At 49.8% G+C, this 16,276-nt stretch carries 12 protein-coding genes and 1 tRNA gene; 5 read left to right on the forward strand and 8 right to left on the reverse strand.

The window, feature by feature from the left end:
- Positions 1-57: 57 nt before the first annotated feature.
- Both POREN0001_RS09555 and mobV read left to right on the forward strand, forming a co-directional pair.
- Complete coding sequence (locus POREN0001_RS09555; protein ID WP_224208864.1) at positions 58-411, forward strand: hypothetical protein; 354 nt, start codon at positions 58-60, stop codon at positions 409-411.
- Complete coding sequence (gene mobV, locus POREN0001_RS05040; RefSeq protein ID WP_004333609.1) at positions 323-1,579, forward strand: MobV family relaxase; 1,257 nt, start codon at positions 323-325, stop codon at positions 1,577-1,579. Before POREN0001_RS09555 ends, mobV begins: the two co-directional genes overlap by 89 nt.
- 392 nt (positions 1,580-1,971) lie before the next feature.
- On the opposite strand, the gene POREN0001_RS05045 is transcribed toward mobV, so the two are convergent.
- The 5 genes from POREN0001_RS05045 to guaA form a co-directional block, all read right to left on the reverse strand.
- The gene (locus POREN0001_RS05045) at positions 1,972-3,492 is read right to left on the reverse strand and encodes a GH3 auxin-responsive promoter family protein (RefSeq protein ID WP_004333819.1); all 1,521 of its coding nucleotides are present in this window, start codon (positions 3,490-3,492) and stop codon (positions 1,972-1,974) included.
- 26 nt (positions 3,493-3,518) lie between these two features.
- Entirely contained in the window at positions 3,519-4,793 is a 1,275-nt protein-coding gene (locus tag POREN0001_RS05050) for a type IX secretion system plug protein (protein ID WP_040580770.1), read from the reverse strand.
- Between the two features lie 29 nt (positions 4,794-4,822).
- Positions 4,823-5,884, reverse strand: coding sequence for a hypothetical protein (locus POREN0001_RS05055; protein WP_004333563.1), 1,062 nt, complete (start codon positions 5,882-5,884; stop codon positions 4,823-4,825).
- A gap of 33 nt (positions 5,885-5,917) precedes the next feature.
- Positions 5,918-6,739: a 3-methyl-2-oxobutanoate hydroxymethyltransferase gene (panB, locus tag POREN0001_RS05060; protein WP_004333550.1), complete on the reverse strand. Its 822-nt coding sequence runs from the start codon at positions 6,737-6,739 to the stop codon at positions 5,918-5,920.
- Between the two features lie 288 nt (positions 6,740-7,027).
- Positions 7,028-8,548, reverse strand: a complete 1,521-nt coding sequence (gene guaA, locus POREN0001_RS05065) for a glutamine-hydrolyzing GMP synthase (protein WP_004333739.1) — start codon at positions 8,546-8,548, stop codon at positions 7,028-7,030.
- A gap of 124 nt (positions 8,549-8,672) precedes the next feature.
- Between guaA and POREN0001_RS05070 the strand changes: the two genes are divergently transcribed.
- Positions 8,673-8,744, forward strand: a tRNA-Arg gene (locus POREN0001_RS05070).
- A gap of 91 nt (positions 8,745-8,835) precedes the next feature.
- On the opposite strand, the gene POREN0001_RS05075 is transcribed toward POREN0001_RS05070, so the two are convergent.
- Positions 8,836-9,486 (reverse strand): hypothetical protein, encoded by a 651-nt coding sequence (locus POREN0001_RS05075; protein ID WP_004333808.1) that lies wholly within the window; start codon positions 9,484-9,486, stop codon positions 8,836-8,838.
- A 61-nt stretch (positions 9,487-9,547) separates the two neighbouring features.
- Complete coding sequence (locus POREN0001_RS05080; RefSeq protein WP_004333725.1) at positions 9,548-10,180, reverse strand: hypothetical protein; 633 nt, start codon at positions 10,178-10,180, stop codon at positions 9,548-9,550.
- 351 nt (positions 10,181-10,531) lie between these two features.
- Here POREN0001_RS05080 and POREN0001_RS05085 point away from each other — a divergent pair, with 351 nt between their 5' ends.
- Complete coding sequence (locus tag POREN0001_RS05085; RefSeq protein WP_004333632.1) at positions 10,532-12,037, forward strand: O-antigen ligase family protein; 1,506 nt, start codon at positions 10,532-10,534, stop codon at positions 12,035-12,037.
- Positions 12,034-12,744, forward strand: coding sequence for a DNA alkylation repair protein (locus tag POREN0001_RS05090; protein ID WP_004333841.1), 711 nt, complete (start codon positions 12,034-12,036; stop codon positions 12,742-12,744). The genes POREN0001_RS05085 and POREN0001_RS05090 overlap by 4 nt, the downstream gene beginning before the upstream one ends.
- 21 nt (positions 12,745-12,765) lie before the next feature.
- Here the strand turns inward: POREN0001_RS05090 and mfd are convergent, their stop codons facing one another.
- A complete protein-coding gene (mfd, locus tag POREN0001_RS05095) occupies positions 12,766-16,137 on the reverse strand; it encodes a transcription-repair coupling factor (RefSeq protein ID WP_004333593.1) in 3,372 nt (1,123 codons plus the stop codon).
- Between the last annotated feature and the right edge of the window lie 139 nt (positions 16,138-16,276).

Here is a 16,276-nt window from a genome sequence, read left to right on the forward strand (position 1 = left end):
GAGAGCAAACAACATTATTCTATCATCAGGTATTCAAAGATGCAGGAAATAAAATGTATGCGAATAAACGGCTTTGTTTCGATAGCTACGGCAGTTCCTCAGAACAGCAAGTTTGCAGAGCCAAACTTAGAAACAAAGCGTGCAGGCATTCACAGAATGCAACTCAACAAGAAAGAAGTACGAGCAGGGCGGAGCGGACATTTCAAAAAATGCCATAGCTCATTAGGGTATTTCTTTACGCTGCACTCCGTTATCGCTAAAAATACCCTCCTGAGCCAAGGGGCGGTGCCCCTTTGGATACCCCTAAATCAATCTTCAAGCAATGGGCTACGCCGTTTTACATATAGACAAGGCGAGAGGAAACGACTCGGCAATGACCGCACACATAGCGCGTACATTCATGCCGAGTAACGTCGATTCCTCCCGCACACACCTCAATCGAGAGCTGGTGCAATTCCCTGCAAATGTAACTAACCGTACCGAAGCGATAGAGCATCGCATCGCCACGGCAGGTATCTACCGAAAGGTGGCACAGAACCAAGTCAAAGCCTTACGCTTTATCCTGTCAAGTTCACCAGAAGATATGGCTCGCATAGAGCAAGAAGGACGCCTGTACGAATGGTGCAATGAAACGATGGATTGGCTTCGCACCACTTTCGGGGCGGACAATGTGGTCGCAGCCACACTGCACGCAGATGAGGACACACCTCATATTCACGCCACAGTTGTCCCGATTGTCACGGGTGAAAGACGGAAAGCCAAAGAGGAAGCCAAGAACGGCAAGCGGAAGTACAAGACAAAGAAGAATAAGGTACGACTTTGTGCAGATGATGTGCTCACGCCCAAAAAGTTGGAAGACTATCAGACGAGTTATGCCAAGCGAATGCAACGGTTCGGATTGGAACGGGGCGTACACGGTTCGGAAGCCAAGCACCGCACCACGATGGAGTATTACAAGGAAGTCCTAAAATCCACGAAAGAGAAAGGGGCGCAAGAAGCAGAACTCACTGCCAAGATAAAAGAGTTGGAGAAGCAGGCAGGCAAACTCCGAATGAAAGGTACGTTTTATTCTATATTTGGCAACTCTGAACTCGACAAGGCAGAAAAACGCATCGCAGACTTGGAACAGGAAGCCGAACGACAGCGGTATCTTTCGGAAAAGGAGAAGAATGAAATCCGAAAGGAGATTGTTCTCTTGCAGGACACGGTTAAGGGAAGAGACAGAGCCATTGCCGAACTGAAAGAGACCATGCAGGTTTACGAGGAAGAGCGGAATTGGATAAAACGCTTCTTCAATGGTTTCTACCAACTCTTAAATATCCGTCTGATGCTCCGAAAGATGAATTTCTCTGATGACAGAATTGCAGAAATGTATCGCACGGAAGCTCCCCAGCGAGGTACGGCTAAAGCCTATTCGGGACTATACAAGAGAGAGTTTACGGAAGAGGGTTGTGAAATCCGCATCGCTAAGGATGAGAAGAAGCGACCGCTACTGACTATCAACGGACTTCCTGTTGCCGATTGGTGCGAACAGAAATGGAAACAGCTTATCAATCGTAATCGCTCGCAACGGCTATAAAACCGAAAGACCTCCTTCTCTTTCATCGTTGTATTTCAGTTGCGACAAAACTTTTTAAGAAGAAAATCACGTAAGAACGCTCACTTTCGCTCGCAAATCTGTACCTTTGCAAGTGATAATAGTGAGCGTTCTTTGGTTATTCAAAACAGTGTGCCTCAAAGCACTCCGCTCATTTCTAAATCGTTACCTACTCATCTATCTCTCAAAGGTAACACTCTATTACTCAACAAGATAGTTCGCAAGCGAAAAATTGTACAGGGCTAAATTGAAAATTTTTCTGGGTAATTTCTCTCCCACATTCCAGCCTAGAATGGAGAAAATTCTAGCGAGAAACGAAATGAAAATCAGCCTCGTTTCTTTTTCCCTCTCCGCCGAGGGCTTTTTCTAGCCGGCTACGCTATGCCGGAGAGTTGCAGGATGGTATTGTATAGCTCGCGGTCGTTGCGTAACCGAGGTATCTTGTTTTGTCCGCCCAACTTACCTTTTTCTTTGAGGTAGCGTTCGAATGTCCCTTTGGGTACAGCCTGGATCTCCAAGGGTTGCAGAGTCATTCCCGGACTGCTCTTGGCTTCGTAATCTGAGTTGATTTTGCGCAATTCTTCGTGCAGACGTTGGGCAAATAGAGCGAGATCTTGAGGGGCTTGGTCGAACTCAATAAGCCAGTCGTGCCGTCCTTTGCCCGTAGAGGCATCGAAGTAGGGAGCTGCGGTGTATTCGGTAATGGTAGCCTGCTGTTCGCTACTTACCTGAGCGAGGGCTTCGTCTGCATTGCATACCATTAGCTCCTCCCCAAAGGCATTGATATAACTGGTGGTGCGCCCTGCGATGATGAATTTATAGGGATTGCGTTGGGAAAATCGGATGGTATCCCCTATGATATATCGATACAATCCTCCAAGGGTGCTGATAACAAGGGCGTAGGTTTTGCCTACTTCCACCTCTACGAGGGGGATTGCTTTGGGGGTGGGGGAGTCCAGTTCTGCCAGCGGAATGAACTCGTAGTAAATACCATAGTCGAGCATCAGCAGCATGGCAGGGTCGTTGGGGTCATTTTGGATCCCAAAGAAACCTTCGGAGGCATTATAGGTCTCCCTGTACTGCATACGTGGCGAGGGAATGAGGCGTTTGTACTCCTCTCGGTAGGGGGCGAAGCTGATCCCTCCGTGGAAGAATACCTCCAATTCGCTCCATACTTCGCTTAGGTTATCCGCCTTGGTATCCTCAAGTAGTCGTTTGATGAGGGTAAGCATCCAAGAGGGGACGCCCGAGAGGCTCCCCACGTTAGCGTCTCTTGTCTCGGCTATGATGGCAGGGATTTTCTCCATCCAGTCCTCAAGGAGGAGGGTTTCTTTGGAGGGAACTCGTATGGCGCTGCCTAAGCGTGGCATTTGTTCGATGAGAATCGAACTCAAGTCTCCCCTAGAAATATCGGGTGTGAGGGGAGTGGGCTTTTGGCTTCCTCCGAGTACAAGACCCTTTGTCTTGAAAAAACGGCTGTTGGGTCGGGTGGCTAGGTAGAGCCATAGGGCATCCGATCCCCCTTTGAAGTGGCACATCTGTAGATGTAACGGGTTCACAGGGATGTATTTACTGCGCCCTCCAGAGGTACCACTAGAGACAGCAAAGCGATTGCATCCCCCACGAACGAGCACGTTACTCTCGCCCTGGATCATGCGATCTGTGTATCCTCGTAAGTCTTCGTACTGCACAAGAGGCACGATGGAGGCGTACTGATCGGGTGTGGAGACCGCTGCAGCGCGTGTAATCCATCCGTACTCCGTGGCACGGAGGCAGCGCATAACGCGTTGCCATTGGCGGTATTGTAGCTCCTCGGCTCGCTGTGGATAGTAATGATGGATAGTAGCAAGACGGGGGCGCATGGCCGTGTAGATAGTACGAGTTAGAGCATCCATATAGAATATTTTGCTGCTATACTTATTTAGTGACACTGTGTTACCCCAACGAGCTTGTGGTATCTAGCCCCTAAGGGGTGGTAGTATACAAATAGCGTATATTGGTTGTGGGTGGGGTAGTGATTGCCCTCAATGGCTTGGGCTGTGTAGGGGCGGCTTCCCTCCTCTTTTGCTGCGAGGTAGAGGTAGGATAGGTAGCCCCCTTTAAGGAGTAGCTCTGCGGTATAGGCTCCCTCTTGGTCGGAGTAGTGCAGAAGACGCTCTTCGTAGGGGAGATAGTCGAATGCTTCACCTTCGAGAATAGGTTGCAATCCATCGGCTAGAGGCTCGCTTTCGAGTCGGAAGCAGACTCTGTAGTAATCGGTAGCAGTGGCAATATCGCCATCGAGATTGCGAGAGCGGATTACGTATTGCCCCATAGCCCCTTGGTCGGTACTATGGAAGTCGCTTTGGGATCGGTTGTAGTTGGTGTAGAGGATGAGCCTATTCGCCTCCTTCTCCACTGCGGAGCGTTCTACCCCCAGGGAGGGGATATACGGACTAAGGTATTCCATGGCGTGGTATTCGTTTCCTGCCTCAAAAGCGAGAAGTTCGCGCCGGTATTGGAGTTGGTCCAGCCCCCTAAAAGAGGGACGGCAAACCCATAGTACATTGTCGCGTCGGCTATTCTGTGCCACCACCAGCGTGAAGTCGAGGTCGGAGGTGCTTCCACCCAAATGCTCTGTGCCCACACTTACTTCTAAGTGTTGCTTGTGTGGGTCTATTCCCCAAGTCTTATCTACACTCCCTACGAGGGTGGCAAGGGGCTCTACTACAGCGAATGCCGCTTGCACGAGAGGCCGTTCTGGCTCCATGGCATCGTAAACAGTCAGGAGGTAGTTGCCTGATAGAATGGGATGAGGAGAACTCGCTTGGGATAGCGTGAGTGAGTAGTGCCGGTAAGAGACCTTGGTAAGAGAGGAGGGGATGGAGGGAGGGAATTCGCCTTCGGAGTAGCCTGATTGGAATTCTGTTTTAGCGAGACCGGAAGGGTTCCACTCGGTATCGCAATGCTGTAGTTGGTAGCGAAGGGTGTGCGGTTCGTCGTCTAGGAGGTCGAAAGAAATTAGTAACCCCTCCTTTCCGCCTAGGGTGTAATAGGGAAAGGGTATCCACTCTTTGCGCTCGGGGATGGGTTTGATTTGTAAAGCGTTCACTCGCCCATCAAGCATGGTAGAGGGGAAGAAGCTTTGAGCACGAGCCCCTCCTACCACCAGACTTGTCAGTAACAAGCATAGAACGATACGTACAACTCTATTCATACGCCGGCAAAGGTACATAACTCTTGCTACTAGGGGAGCCTTTGGACAGGGAAGCCAAAAGTGGTACGCCAAGAGCGAGGGAGGTAGCGATTGAGTAGGCGAGCGAGAAGAAGCGGTAGGAGCAGGTTGGAGACAAAAGAGGCGATCATGGCGAGGTTAATAGCCCATGCACTGCCCGAGACTAACGGGAAAATCCAGAGCCTAAAGACGAGTACGTTGGGGAGCATCAGTAGGGCTATCGGGTAGCAGAAATGTGCGAGATCTCGCCATAGAGGGCGTTCGATCCATTTACCCACCTTAGAACTGGCTCCGTAGATAATGACGAGTAGGAAGGTAAAATAGGGAAGCGTAAAAAGAAGGATCCAAGGTTGCTTGTAGGGCGTCAGGATGCGCGCCACCAGCACTACATGGAAAAGCAACAATGCCATTATCGTAACACGACCGGGCACGCCCCTACGGTAGATCTTTTGCACCAAGGCTCCGAGAATGAAAAAGTGGGCATTTCGGATAGTCCAGACAAGGGCAAGAGGATCTTGATGCGCCTCAACCTCGAAGAGCGTGCCTAGTGCGTAGAGCCCGAGTGCCACTCCATAAGCTACTATTGTTTGCTTGAGACTTAGTTGCTTAGGGATCACAAGGGTAATGCAGTGCAGCCAAAAGAGCGCGGGTAAAATCCACAGGTAGCCGATACTTTGTGTGCGAGGGAAGAGCAACCATTGCATATAGCTCGTAAAAGGGCAGCTCCCGGCCAAATAATTGGGCAGGCCAACAGCCACAAAGTAAAGGAGCGTGGTAAAGAGCCAATAGGGGAAGAGCAGGCGATCGGCTTTGCCTAAGAGAAGGGAACTTTGCTTGCGGTTGGGGGATGGCGACTCCCCTCGAACACTCCAGAGATACCCCGAGAGGGAGAGCAGGAGAGGTAGCCCTGCAAAAAGTTTGTTTACATAAAAGGTGTACCAAGCAGGCACGGAAACACCCCCGAAGAGGGCATCTCCGCCACTGGGTGCCGCTAGCGCGAGCGCAAACTCAAGTATGGCAATAAACGATACAAACGAGAAGTCTCGTCGTTGGAGGTGCTCTGTATTGCCCACCTTAGTAAGAAAAAGGGTTGGTTTGGGTTGAGACTAGTACTGTTCTTCGCTATTGGGGAAGTCTCTTGTCTTCACATCCGTAATGTATTGCCCCACCGAGGCGCGTACAGCTTGCCCCATCTCGGCGTAGAGGCGCAGGAAGCGAGGACGGAAACCCTCGTTCAGTCCCAACATGTCGTGCAGCACGAGTACTTGCCCGTCTACGTTACCCCCGGCACCGATACCAATAATGGGGATGGAGAGTTCACTCGCTACGCGCTCTGCAAGGGTGGCAGGGATTTTTTCCAAAACGATGGCAAAGCAGCCGAGCTCCTCGAGCAAGTGGGCATCAGCTATCAGCTTCTTGGCTTCCGCTTCTTCCCGGGCACGTACATTGTAGGAGCCGAATTTGTTGATAGACTGAGGGGTAAGACCGAGGTGCCCCATTACGGGGATCCCTGCCGAGAGTATGCGTTGTATGGATTCGCTAATCTCGCTACCCCCTTCTACTTTGATGGCATCCGCATGGGTGATCTTCATCACTTTGATGGCGGAGTCTAGCGCCTGCATCGGGTTGCCTTGGTACGATCCGAAGGGGAGATCCACTACGACCAAAGCACGCTTTACCGCCTTCATTACAGACTTCCCATGGTAGATCATCTGATCAAGAGTAATGGGCAGGGTGGTGGTGTTGCCCGCCATAATGTTGGAGGCAGAGTCTCCTACCAGTATTACATCCATGCCGGCACTATCTACAAGGGTAGCCATGGTGTAATCGTAGGCTGTGAGCATGGCGATTTTTTCTCCACGCTCTTTCATCTCCCGCAGTCGGTGCGTTGTTACTTTACGAGAGTCTTCGGGTTGATAAGTAGACATTGATTTTCTATTGGATTGGTACCATTTATTCCTCCCTTCGTAGGTGGAAGAGGGATACTCTTGATGTTGTCTTTGGGAAGGGTTTACTCTTGTTGAGCCTTTGTGGGTGCGAAGAGAATGGGTGACGAAACAAGCCCAAAGGAGGAAGGTATGAGACAGTCCTTTTCTATCTATACGTTTCGGTAGGCGATAGCACCTTCCGCCCTCAGCTTAGGTATGAGACAGTCCTTTTCTATCTATACCCTACTCCTTAGGAGGCGTTGTGCTAGTTCTTAGATATACGTTGGGTTATTCCCACTCAATGGTGCTGGGGGGTTTGGAGGAGATATCGTACACAACTCGATTTACCCCTTTCACCTTGTTGATGATCTCATTGGAGACTTTTGCCAAAAACTCGTAGGGGAGTCGGCTCCAGTCCGCGCTCATGGCATCTACACTCGTTACGGCGCGTAGGGCAACGGTGTACTCGTAGGTGCGCTCGTCTCCCATCACCCCTACACTCTTCACAGGTAGTAGGATGGCTCCGGCTTGCCACACCTCGTTGTAGAGCCCTTGGCGGCGCATTTCGTTCATGTAGATAGCATCCGCTTCTTGTAGGATACGTACTTTCTCGGGGGTGATTTCCCCTAGGATACGAATCCCCAGCCCCGGTCCGGGAAAGGGATGACGCTCCAAAAGGTGGTCTTGCATCCCGAGAGCACGACCCACACGGCGCACTTCGTCTTTGAAAAGGGCACGGATAGGCTCTACGAGTTTGAGCTTCATACGCTCGGGGAGCCCTCCCACGTTGTGGTGGCTCTTGATGACCATACCCGTAATGTTGATAGACTCAATAACGTCGGGATAGATAGTCCCCTGTCCGAGCCATTTCACATCTTTTATTTTGGCAGCTTCGGCTTCAAATACATCGATGAAGCCCTTGCCGATGATTTTTCTCTTCTGCTCGGGATCGGTTACTCCGGCTAGGGCGTTGTAGAATTGCTCGTGAGCATCTACCCCTATTACGTTGAGACCGAGGCAGCGATAGTCCTGCATCACTTGGGTTGCTTCGTCTTTCCGCAGCAAACCATGATCCACAAATATACAAGTGAGGTTGCGCCCGATTGCTTTGTTTAGGAGCACAGCCACCACCGAACTATCCACGCCTCCACTAAGGGCGAGGAGTACTTTGTCGTTTTGGAGTTGCTCACGCAGCTCTGCTACGGTGCGCTCGATAAAGGCGTCTGGTGACCAGTTGCCCCCAATCCCCACGATGTCAATAAAGTTGGCAAGTAGCTTGGTACCCTCTTCGCTGTGGAAGGCTTCGGGGTGGAATTGTACGCCCCAAGTCTCTTCCCCTTCGATGTGGAAGGCGGCATTCTCCACCTCAGGTGTGCGCGCTATGGCACGGAAGCCCTCGGGGAGTCGGGTGATGGTATCCCCATGGCTCATCCACACAGTATTGCCTTTGGTTAGCCCTTTGAGAAGAGGATCTTCTGGAGCTGTAAGCTCTAGCGCAGCGGGGCCGTACTCCCGAGTTGCGCCCGGCTCTACCATCCCTCCGGCTTGATAAACGAGACTCTGCGCCCCATAGCAGATGCCAAGGAGAGGGCAGCGCCCACGCAGTGTAGAAAGGGTGGTCTTAAAGGCTTTGGGGTCATATACTGAGTAGGGACTACCCGATAGTATAATGCCGCGCACTCCCTCTAGCCCCTCAGGTAGCTTGTTGTAGGGAACAATTTCGCAGTAGGTGTTGAGGTCGCGGATGCGTCTCCCGATCAATTGAGTCGTCTGGGATCCAAAGTCGAGGATGAGGATTTTCTCTTGCATACTTTAGTCTCTAATAACTTTGGTGCAAAGGTAGCGTAAACTATCGGTCAATCGCTGATAATTCGCTACTTTTGCCCTAAGTATTGCAAGGAGGAGGTCTCTTTCCCCTCTTTTGCTGAGTAATGCCTCTGTAGTTCAACGGATAGAATAGAAGTTTCCTAAACTTTAGATAGGGGTTCGATTCCCCTCGGAGGTACTCCTAAATCTCGGTAAGACTTGAAATCCTCTAGCCTTGTCTCGAACCCCTTTTCCTTCGTTTTATACAATGAGTTACAGAGAGCCTCTGTCTATAGCGGCATGTCGGTGCGGAGTGTTTTGCCGTCTTTGAGGGTCACACGCACCTCTACCCGATCAAACTTACCCTTTACTTCACTACCATTGCACAATAAGATACTTTCTGTAGGAATCCATAGGTAGTCGTTGGGTGTAAGTGTCGCTAGGGATTTCTTCTCTTTCTTTACAAAAGGTCCCGAAGGGTTTTTATATCCACCGCGAATAAAGTCTTCGATACTATCGTATGTAATCTCTACTTTGGATGTGAGTTCGGTCTTATCGTTGCCTTTCACCCCAAAGACTTGTATCTTTTTCATTTTATAAATGAGTTTCGTGCTCATGGGGAGGGGGATGCAGGTCATAAAGCCACTACCATCCTCTCCATGCTCAAGGGCAACCTCTGTAAATTCCTTTTTGTTTTTGGGGAGGGAGATATAGCTCTCGCTACCACCTTCATTACCTAATAGGAACTCCCATTTCAATTCTGGCTCTTTTTGCTCATTTGTTAGTGCTCTTAGACTGCACTTTGTGGGAATATGATAGCGATCTATGGCATAGGGAACGTGGAATGGTTTCGTTTTTCCTATAAGCTGAGTTTTATTGCATGCTACAATGCAAAGGGCTAGTAGAACAGCGGCTACTCCCCAAGAATATAACTTTTTCATAACTCTGTGTTGTTGGTAAATGTGCTTATGTTTATTGCGAATCAATACTATTGAGATTGAGCTACAGCGGCATGTCGGTACGGAGAGTTTTGCCGTCTTTGAGGGTCACACGCACCTCTACTCGATCAAACTTCCCCTCTACATCGCTCTTGTCGCACGAGAGAAGAAATCCACGTCCCTCCATAGGGAATGGGAAATAATCATAGTTGGTAATACTCTCCAAAGATAGATCTATAGGGGTCCATATCCCATGAAAATCCGTTTTATATCCTCTTTGGATGAATGGTTCAATATTATAACTCGAAAGAAAGATGATGTGAGAGAGTGAGGTCTCATTCTCTTTATTGTAGCCTGCAACCTCAATCTTTTGGACTCCATATAGACATGGTAACATGGGAGGAAAGGCATAAAATCCTACTCCCGTTTCGCCATGCTCTCGTGCTATCTTTTCAAACAATTCTTTATTTGTCTTCTCCGTGATAGAGGATTCTTCAGAACGACTGAACCAAAGATTCCAATAGAGTTTAGAAGGGTCTTCTGACCTTTCTGCTTTCACTACATAAACATAATTTGGTACGTAATAGGCTTCAATAGCATATTTATGCCATTTCGCTTTATCACATTCTGTCTTTGGTGTGCAGGCATGAAGAAGGACTACAGATAGTAACAAGGTCAGTGTGTTTAGTTTTTTCATAATGCCAATAAGTATTTAATGCTTCTGATGCATGTGAGAAGGTGTTGGTGACAACTTGATGCTTTTTCTATTGTTGTCCCCTTTCGCTTGTAAAGGTATAAATAAAATTCTAAATAGATATGTTTGATGTGTGCTTTTGATCTTTTCTTGAAGAATGAGCTTTCGAATTGTGTTTTATCCATATCGCTTGCTGTCTATTTGTTTTTGCCTCCTTTTTGGGTGTCTGTGGGTTGCAGTCCTATCTCCCTCTCTAGATTTTATGTGTTACGGAGGAATGCAGTACTTTTGTTCCAGTGATGGGAGCCTTTTTTAGGGTCAAATGTCTTGAGAGAAAAGAGCCCTCCTAATTTTATGGAAGAAGCTAAGCGCGTAACGGAGCCGCACGAGAAAGTATCCTACAAAGGGCAGCAATGGTTTTTGCTCCTTCTACTTCCCCCTCTCGTTTGGGGGATTGTTTTTGCCTGCTATCCCCTGGTTGCTGAGCAGATTCGCCCTCAGATTATCTTCAATCTGGTTGAGGGGCTGAAACCTTTAGGGCTCCCTCTCTATGCTGCACTAGCTGTGGCTTTTCTCATTACCGTCCTCTATCCGCGTACATTACAAGGGAAATCTCTTTTCTCTCGCCTCAGGCATGAGAAGGGAAGCAAACTGCTACGCCAAGGGGCGATTGCCTGCTGGGTGCTGGGGTATGGCAACCTTTTGTTTGGTGTTATCCCCAGCGTCATAGGTACGATAGCTCCATTTTTTGTGGGAATGGTGCTCTATGTCGTCCGAGCTATTCGCTTAGGCGAACGCCCTTTGTGGCAACCTCGTGGCTATATCCTCGCCATTGGGATTTTCTTATTGTACGACCTTTGTACCCTCTTTTGGTCTCCCAATCGATCCGTTTCTCTAGAGTGGTGGATACGCGAAGCCAGCCTACTGCCCTCGATTTTCCTACTGCTGATGTACCCTCCGCATCCTCGTGATATACGTGTCTTTATGCACTATGCCCTCCGCATTAGCTACCTCTACCTCCTCAGCATTGTAGCGATTTATGTAGTAGTGTGTTGGGCTACTGATACCTCTTTGGGGGCGGCTTTTGGGCTTGAAAAAATGTATTTTGTGTTTAATGGGACGCCGATGGGGACGCTCTTTTTGGGTTCTCTTTTTGGATTCCAACACTACACCTACCTTGGCTTTATCATGCTAGCCCCCATTCTCTACTGGCTGCTGGAGCGGGAGCGTCTGCCCGAGGTTCGGAACCTCCTAGTGGGGTCTCTTGTGGGGTTCCTCCTCTTCGTGTTCATATTCCAAAGTAGGATTTTGATGTTAGTCTTGTGCGGAGCTTTTTCCCTTGGGCTTCTCTACTTTTTTTCCACCCTTGTCTTTCCCCAAAAAGGGGCTTACAAGAAACGGATTTTGCTCCTACTCCCTATCATCGCGGTGGCCTCTCTTCTCCTCTTTTTGTGCTATCCATCAGCCTTGAAATACCTCATAGATGAGCACCGTCTTAACCTCTTTGAGACGGCCATTATGTATCTAAAAGAGAACCCCCTTTGGGGTTATGGACTAGGCTCTGCAGAGGCTCTTATCTCTCCTTTCTATCAGGGAGAGTATGCCACACACTTCCACAATCAATATCTTTTGTGCTACGTAGAGGGGGGGATTATGAGCCTATTGCTTTGGGTCGTGATATTCTTTTTCTATCTAAGATATGCCCTGCGCAGCCGCAATTATGCCGCCCTTATCTATGTGGTGATTATGCTGGTTGTCATGCTTATTGAGGTGATTACCTGCTTAAGTCAATACCTTATTGCTATGAGCCTTATGGCTGCATTCTTAATTTCTACACACCCCTATCTTCGGAAAAAATGACCATTGCAAACGAGATTTTTGAGCAACTCCGCGCTCAGGGCGGAGAGGAGAAAGCACGGCATCTGAGCCGATTTTTCAAATGTAAGGCGGGGGAGTATGGCGAAGGCGATCGCTTCTTGGGGGTAACGGTACCCGAGGTGCGCTCCGTAAGTAAGGCCTACAAAGAGAAAGTGAATTGGCAGGATCTCGAAGAGCTACTCGCCAGCCCTTGGCACGAATGTCGCCTTGCAGCTCTTCTTACTTTGATGGAGAAATACAAACAGGAGCCTGAGGCGGTATACAACTTTTACCTCAAGCATACTTCGGGAATTAACAATTGGGACTTGGTAGACCTAAGTGCTCATAAAATAGTGGGAGCCCATCTGCTCCGACGCGATCGCTCGCCTCTCTATCACCTTGCCGGTAGCTCTAATATGTGGGAGCAGCGCATTGCTGTTGTCTCCACTTGGGCATTTATCCGTGAGGGGGACTGCAATGATACCCTTTGCCTTGCTGAAAAATTATTGCACCATCCCCACGATCTTATGCACAAAGCTGTGGGCTGGATGCTGCGTGAGGTGGGGAAGAAAAGGCTTGATCTTCTTCGAGATTTCCTCAATCGCTACGCCCATGTTATGCCTCGTACCACGTTGCGCTATTCGATAGAGAAGCTCCCTACAGAAGAGCGGCTTCGTTATCTAGGGAAAAAGACGAAATCAAAATCCTAATCCGAGAAGAGAGTAGGCGAACTACGCCTGCTCCCCAAGAATGGTGCGGATGAGTGTGATAATCTCGCCAACAGAGCTGATGCCCGAAAAACGTACCATGCGAAGCCCTTTCTTGCTTTCTTCTAATCTACACTGGCGATGGTGGAACGAAGCATAGGCAATAAGCTGTCCAAAAAGGGACCCCTGATAGTAAGGTGAATCCGGATCCTCGGGTAAGAAAAAGTAAAGAACCCCCGACCGTAGTACAATGCGTTGCACGCCGAGAGATCGACCCCAGCGGCGCAAAATGGGTACCAAGATAAGCTGCTCCACTTGCGAGGAAAGTCGTCCGAAGCGATCTTCGAGCCGCTCACGGAATTCCTTTACCTCCTCTTCTGTCGTAAGATTGTCTAGCTCTCGGTAGAGGCTGATGCGCTCAGAGTCTTGAGGAACGTAGTCGGGAGGTAACGATAAATAGAGATCGCTCTCGAAGGGGCAGTCCTCCTCGGCGGCAAGTTCTGCGCTCTCGTCTCGGAAAAGCTCCTCAAACTCCTCTCGCTTTACCTCTCGCACCGCCTCGTCGAATACCTTATGATAAGCATCGAATCCTAGGTCGGCAATAAAACCGCTCTGCTCGCTACCGAAGACATTGCCAGCCCCCCTAATATCGAGATCTTGCATGGCAATTCGGATGCCGCTGCCGAGGTCTGAATAGCTCTCAATGGCTCGTAAGCGACGCTGCGATGCCTCCGGCAGGAGATCCATGGGAGGGGTAATAAGGTAGCAAAATGCCTTTCGAGAGGAGCGCCCCACACGCCCTCGCAACTGATGCAAATCGCTCAAACCAAAATGGTGCGCACTGTCTATTATGATGGTATTGGCATTAGAAACATCAATGCCATTCTCCACAATGGTGGTAGAGACGAGCACATCAAACTCATGTTGCGAGAAGGAGACAAAGAGTTGCTCCAGCTCAGTTTGGTTCATGCGTCCATGCCCTACGGCAATTCGGCAATCGGGGATGCGCTGCTGTATCATGCGTGCAATTCCCTCTATATCGTCAATGCGATTATGGACAAAGAATACCTGTCCATTGCGGCTTAGCTCGAAGTTAATGGCCTCGGCAATGGCCTCAGGGTCGAAGCGAATTACCTCTGTAGCTACGGGGTAACGATTGCGAGGTGGAGTGAGGATGTTGCTTAAGTCGCGCGTGCCCATAAGGGAGAATTGCAGGGTACGTGGGATGGGGGTTGCGCTCATGGTAAGGGTATCTACATTGACTTGCAGCGAGCGCAATTTCTCTTTTACGGCTACCCCAAATTTTTGTTCTTCGTCAATTACAAGTAGTCCGAGGTCTTTGAACTGCACATTCTTCCCCACAAGCCTATGGGTCCCAACCACAATATCTATTTTCCCCTCCTTGAGGTCTTCTAGCAATTGCTTCGATTCCTTTGCCGACTGAGCGCGTGAGAAGTAAGCGACACGCACGGGCAAATCTTTGAGTCGCTCCGAAAAGGTGCGATAATGCTGGTAGGCAAGAATGGTGGTGGGCACGAGTACGGCCACCTGTTTGCTATCCGCTACCGCTTTGAATGCCGCACGTATGGCGATCTCTGTTTTGCCGAAGCCCACATCGCCACATATGAGCCGATCCATGGGTCGCGGCTGCTCCATATCCTGCTTCACGGCCTCCATCGCCTTGAGTTGGTCGGGCGTCTCTTCGTAGATAAAGGAGGCCTCCAACTCATGTTGTAAGTAGCTATCGGGGCTAAAAGCGAAGCCCTCGGACTCCCGGCGTGCTGCATAGAGCCGGATCAAGTCTCGCGCAATATCCTTTACTCGCTTCTTGGTGCGCTCCTTTAGTCTGTTCCACGCTCCTCCGCCTAATTCACTCAGTTTGGGAGGTTCGTCATCCCTGTTTCGGTACTTCGAGAGCTTCCTGAGGTTATGTACACTTACCAGTATGTAGGCGCCATCTCGGTAGTCAATTTTCACCACTTCTTGCTGCTTCTCCCCGTCGCGTTGGGTGAATAGTCCTGCAAAACGCCCGATCCCGTGGTCGTAATGCACGATAAAATCGCCGGGGGTGAAGCTCTTGAGTTCTTTGAGGGAAAGCGAGACTCCGCCTGTGCGGATGCGGTCGCTCTGTAGACGATACTTGTGATAACGCTCAAATATCTGGTGATCGGTCAGGAAGACCATGGCGCTATCGGCGTCTTCGAATCCTTCGTGTAGGGTCAAAGGGAGTGGCTCGGGCATCAGAGAGGCTTCGCCCAAATCGCTCAAGATCTCCCTCAAACGCTCTGCTTGTGGTATGCTCTCGGTGAGGAACCATACCCTATATCCCTTCTCTTTATAGTGCTTTAAGCCCTCAATAAGGAGATCAAAATTCTTATGGAATAGGGGCTGGGGAAGGGTGGCAAACTCTACTATTTTGGTAGCTTCCATGCCCGAGGGGAGCATCCCCAAAATCAGGCGATGGCCGTGGATCTCTTGGGGCAATGTCTCGAGGGCGATTAGCTTGGCTCTCATCTCTTCGGTAGAGGAAAATCCCTCTCCTTCTACAAGTACGGCCTCCTCTTGGTATAGCTGAGTTATTCGCCCTAATGCCGCCTCATAATCGGTAAAGAGTAGCGTATAGTCTTGGGAGAGAAACGAGAAAAGCGATTGTCCACCCCTTGCCATATTGGCAAGATTAGAGGAGAGGGTAACCTCTTCTAGCTTTTCGTGCGAGAGTTGGGTGTCTATATCAAACGAACGGATACTCTCTATCTCGGTGTCGAAGAAGTCTAATCGGATGGGTCGCTCTGCGTTGTACGCAAATATATCTACGATGCTACCACGGAAGGCTACCTCCCCGGGTTGGTACACATAGTCCGTTATGGTAAAACCTTCGTCCACGAACCAAGTTCGGAGCTGCTGCCTGTCCACCTCCTGTCCCACACGTAGGGAGCGGACATGCGTCTCCACTTCGTTGGCATTGGGGATCCCCTCCGCCAGCGCAAAGGGGTGGGATACAATAATCGGACAATCGCCCAAAGAGAGGCGTGCAATTAGCTCCGAACGAAGCACCTCGCTCCCTGCATCGGTATGCCCATATCGGATATGACGGCGGTAACTAGAGGGGAAGAAGAGAACGGATTCGCGTCCTAAAATCTGAATCAAGTCGCTGTAGAGATAGCCTGCACTCTCCTCGTCATTGGCTACAATCAGCAAGGGTTGTTTTGTCTCCTGTATGTGAAGCCCTGCCACAATCACCGCAAGAGCCGAACCCGTTACCCCCTTATAGCGTATCGCCTCCCCGGTCTGAATGGAGGATAGAGTCTGAGCTAGAGAGCCAATAGAGGGGTGCTCACGAAGAGAGGTGAAAAGAAGCTCCGTAGGGTCGGAGGTTGGGGGCAAAGGTTGTTTCATAAGGGGATAAAGAAAAATCTACCTAGGCTCTAAAGGCCTGCGGTATGGGTCGCTATGTCGCAAGGAGAGAGGCGTGAGACCTCTGAGTCGAGAGTCGCAACTTTTTTCGATTGGGACAAAAAAAGGGTGCCCAAAAGGC

The sequence above is a fragment of the Porphyromonas endodontalis ATCC 35406 genome (assembly GCF_000174815.1).
Lineage (GTDB): Bacteria > Bacteroidota > Bacteroidia > Bacteroidales > Porphyromonadaceae > Porphyromonas > Porphyromonas endodontalis.

Coding starts and splice junctions, on each gene's coding strand:
- POREN0001_RS09555 (WP_224208864.1), top strand. CDS start 58: ATGCGAATAAACGGCTTTGTTTCGATAGCTACGGCAGTTCCTCAGAAC.
- mobV (WP_004333609.1), top strand. CDS start 323: ATGGGCTACGCCGTTTTACATATAGACAAGGCGAGAGGAAACGACTCG.
- POREN0001_RS05045 (WP_004333819.1), bottom strand. CDS start 3,492: ATGGATGCTCTAACTCGTACTATCTACACGGCCATGCGCCCCCGTCTT.
- POREN0001_RS05050 (WP_040580770.1), bottom strand. CDS start 4,793: ATGAATAGAGTTGTACGTATCGTTCTATGCTTGTTACTGACAAGTCTG.
- panB (WP_004333550.1), bottom strand. CDS start 6,739: ATGTCTACTTATCAACCCGAAGACTCTCGTAAAGTAACAACGCACCGA.
- guaA (WP_004333739.1), bottom strand. CDS start 8,548: ATGCAAGAGAAAATCCTCATCCTCGACTTTGGATCCCAGACGACTCAA.
- POREN0001_RS05075 (WP_004333808.1), bottom strand. CDS start 9,486: ATGAAAAAGTTATATTCTTGGGGAGTAGCCGCTGTTCTACTAGCCCTT.
- POREN0001_RS05080 (WP_004333725.1), bottom strand. CDS start 10,180: ATGAAAAAACTAAACACACTGACCTTGTTACTATCTGTAGTCCTTCTT.
- POREN0001_RS05085 (WP_004333632.1), top strand. CDS start 10,532: ATGGAAGAAGCTAAGCGCGTAACGGAGCCGCACGAGAAAGTATCCTAC.
- POREN0001_RS05090 (WP_004333841.1), top strand. CDS start 12,034: ATGACCATTGCAAACGAGATTTTTGAGCAACTCCGCGCTCAGGGCGGA.
- mfd (WP_004333593.1), bottom strand. CDS start 16,137: ATGAAACAACCTTTGCCCCCAACCTCCGACCCTACGGAGCTTCTTTTC.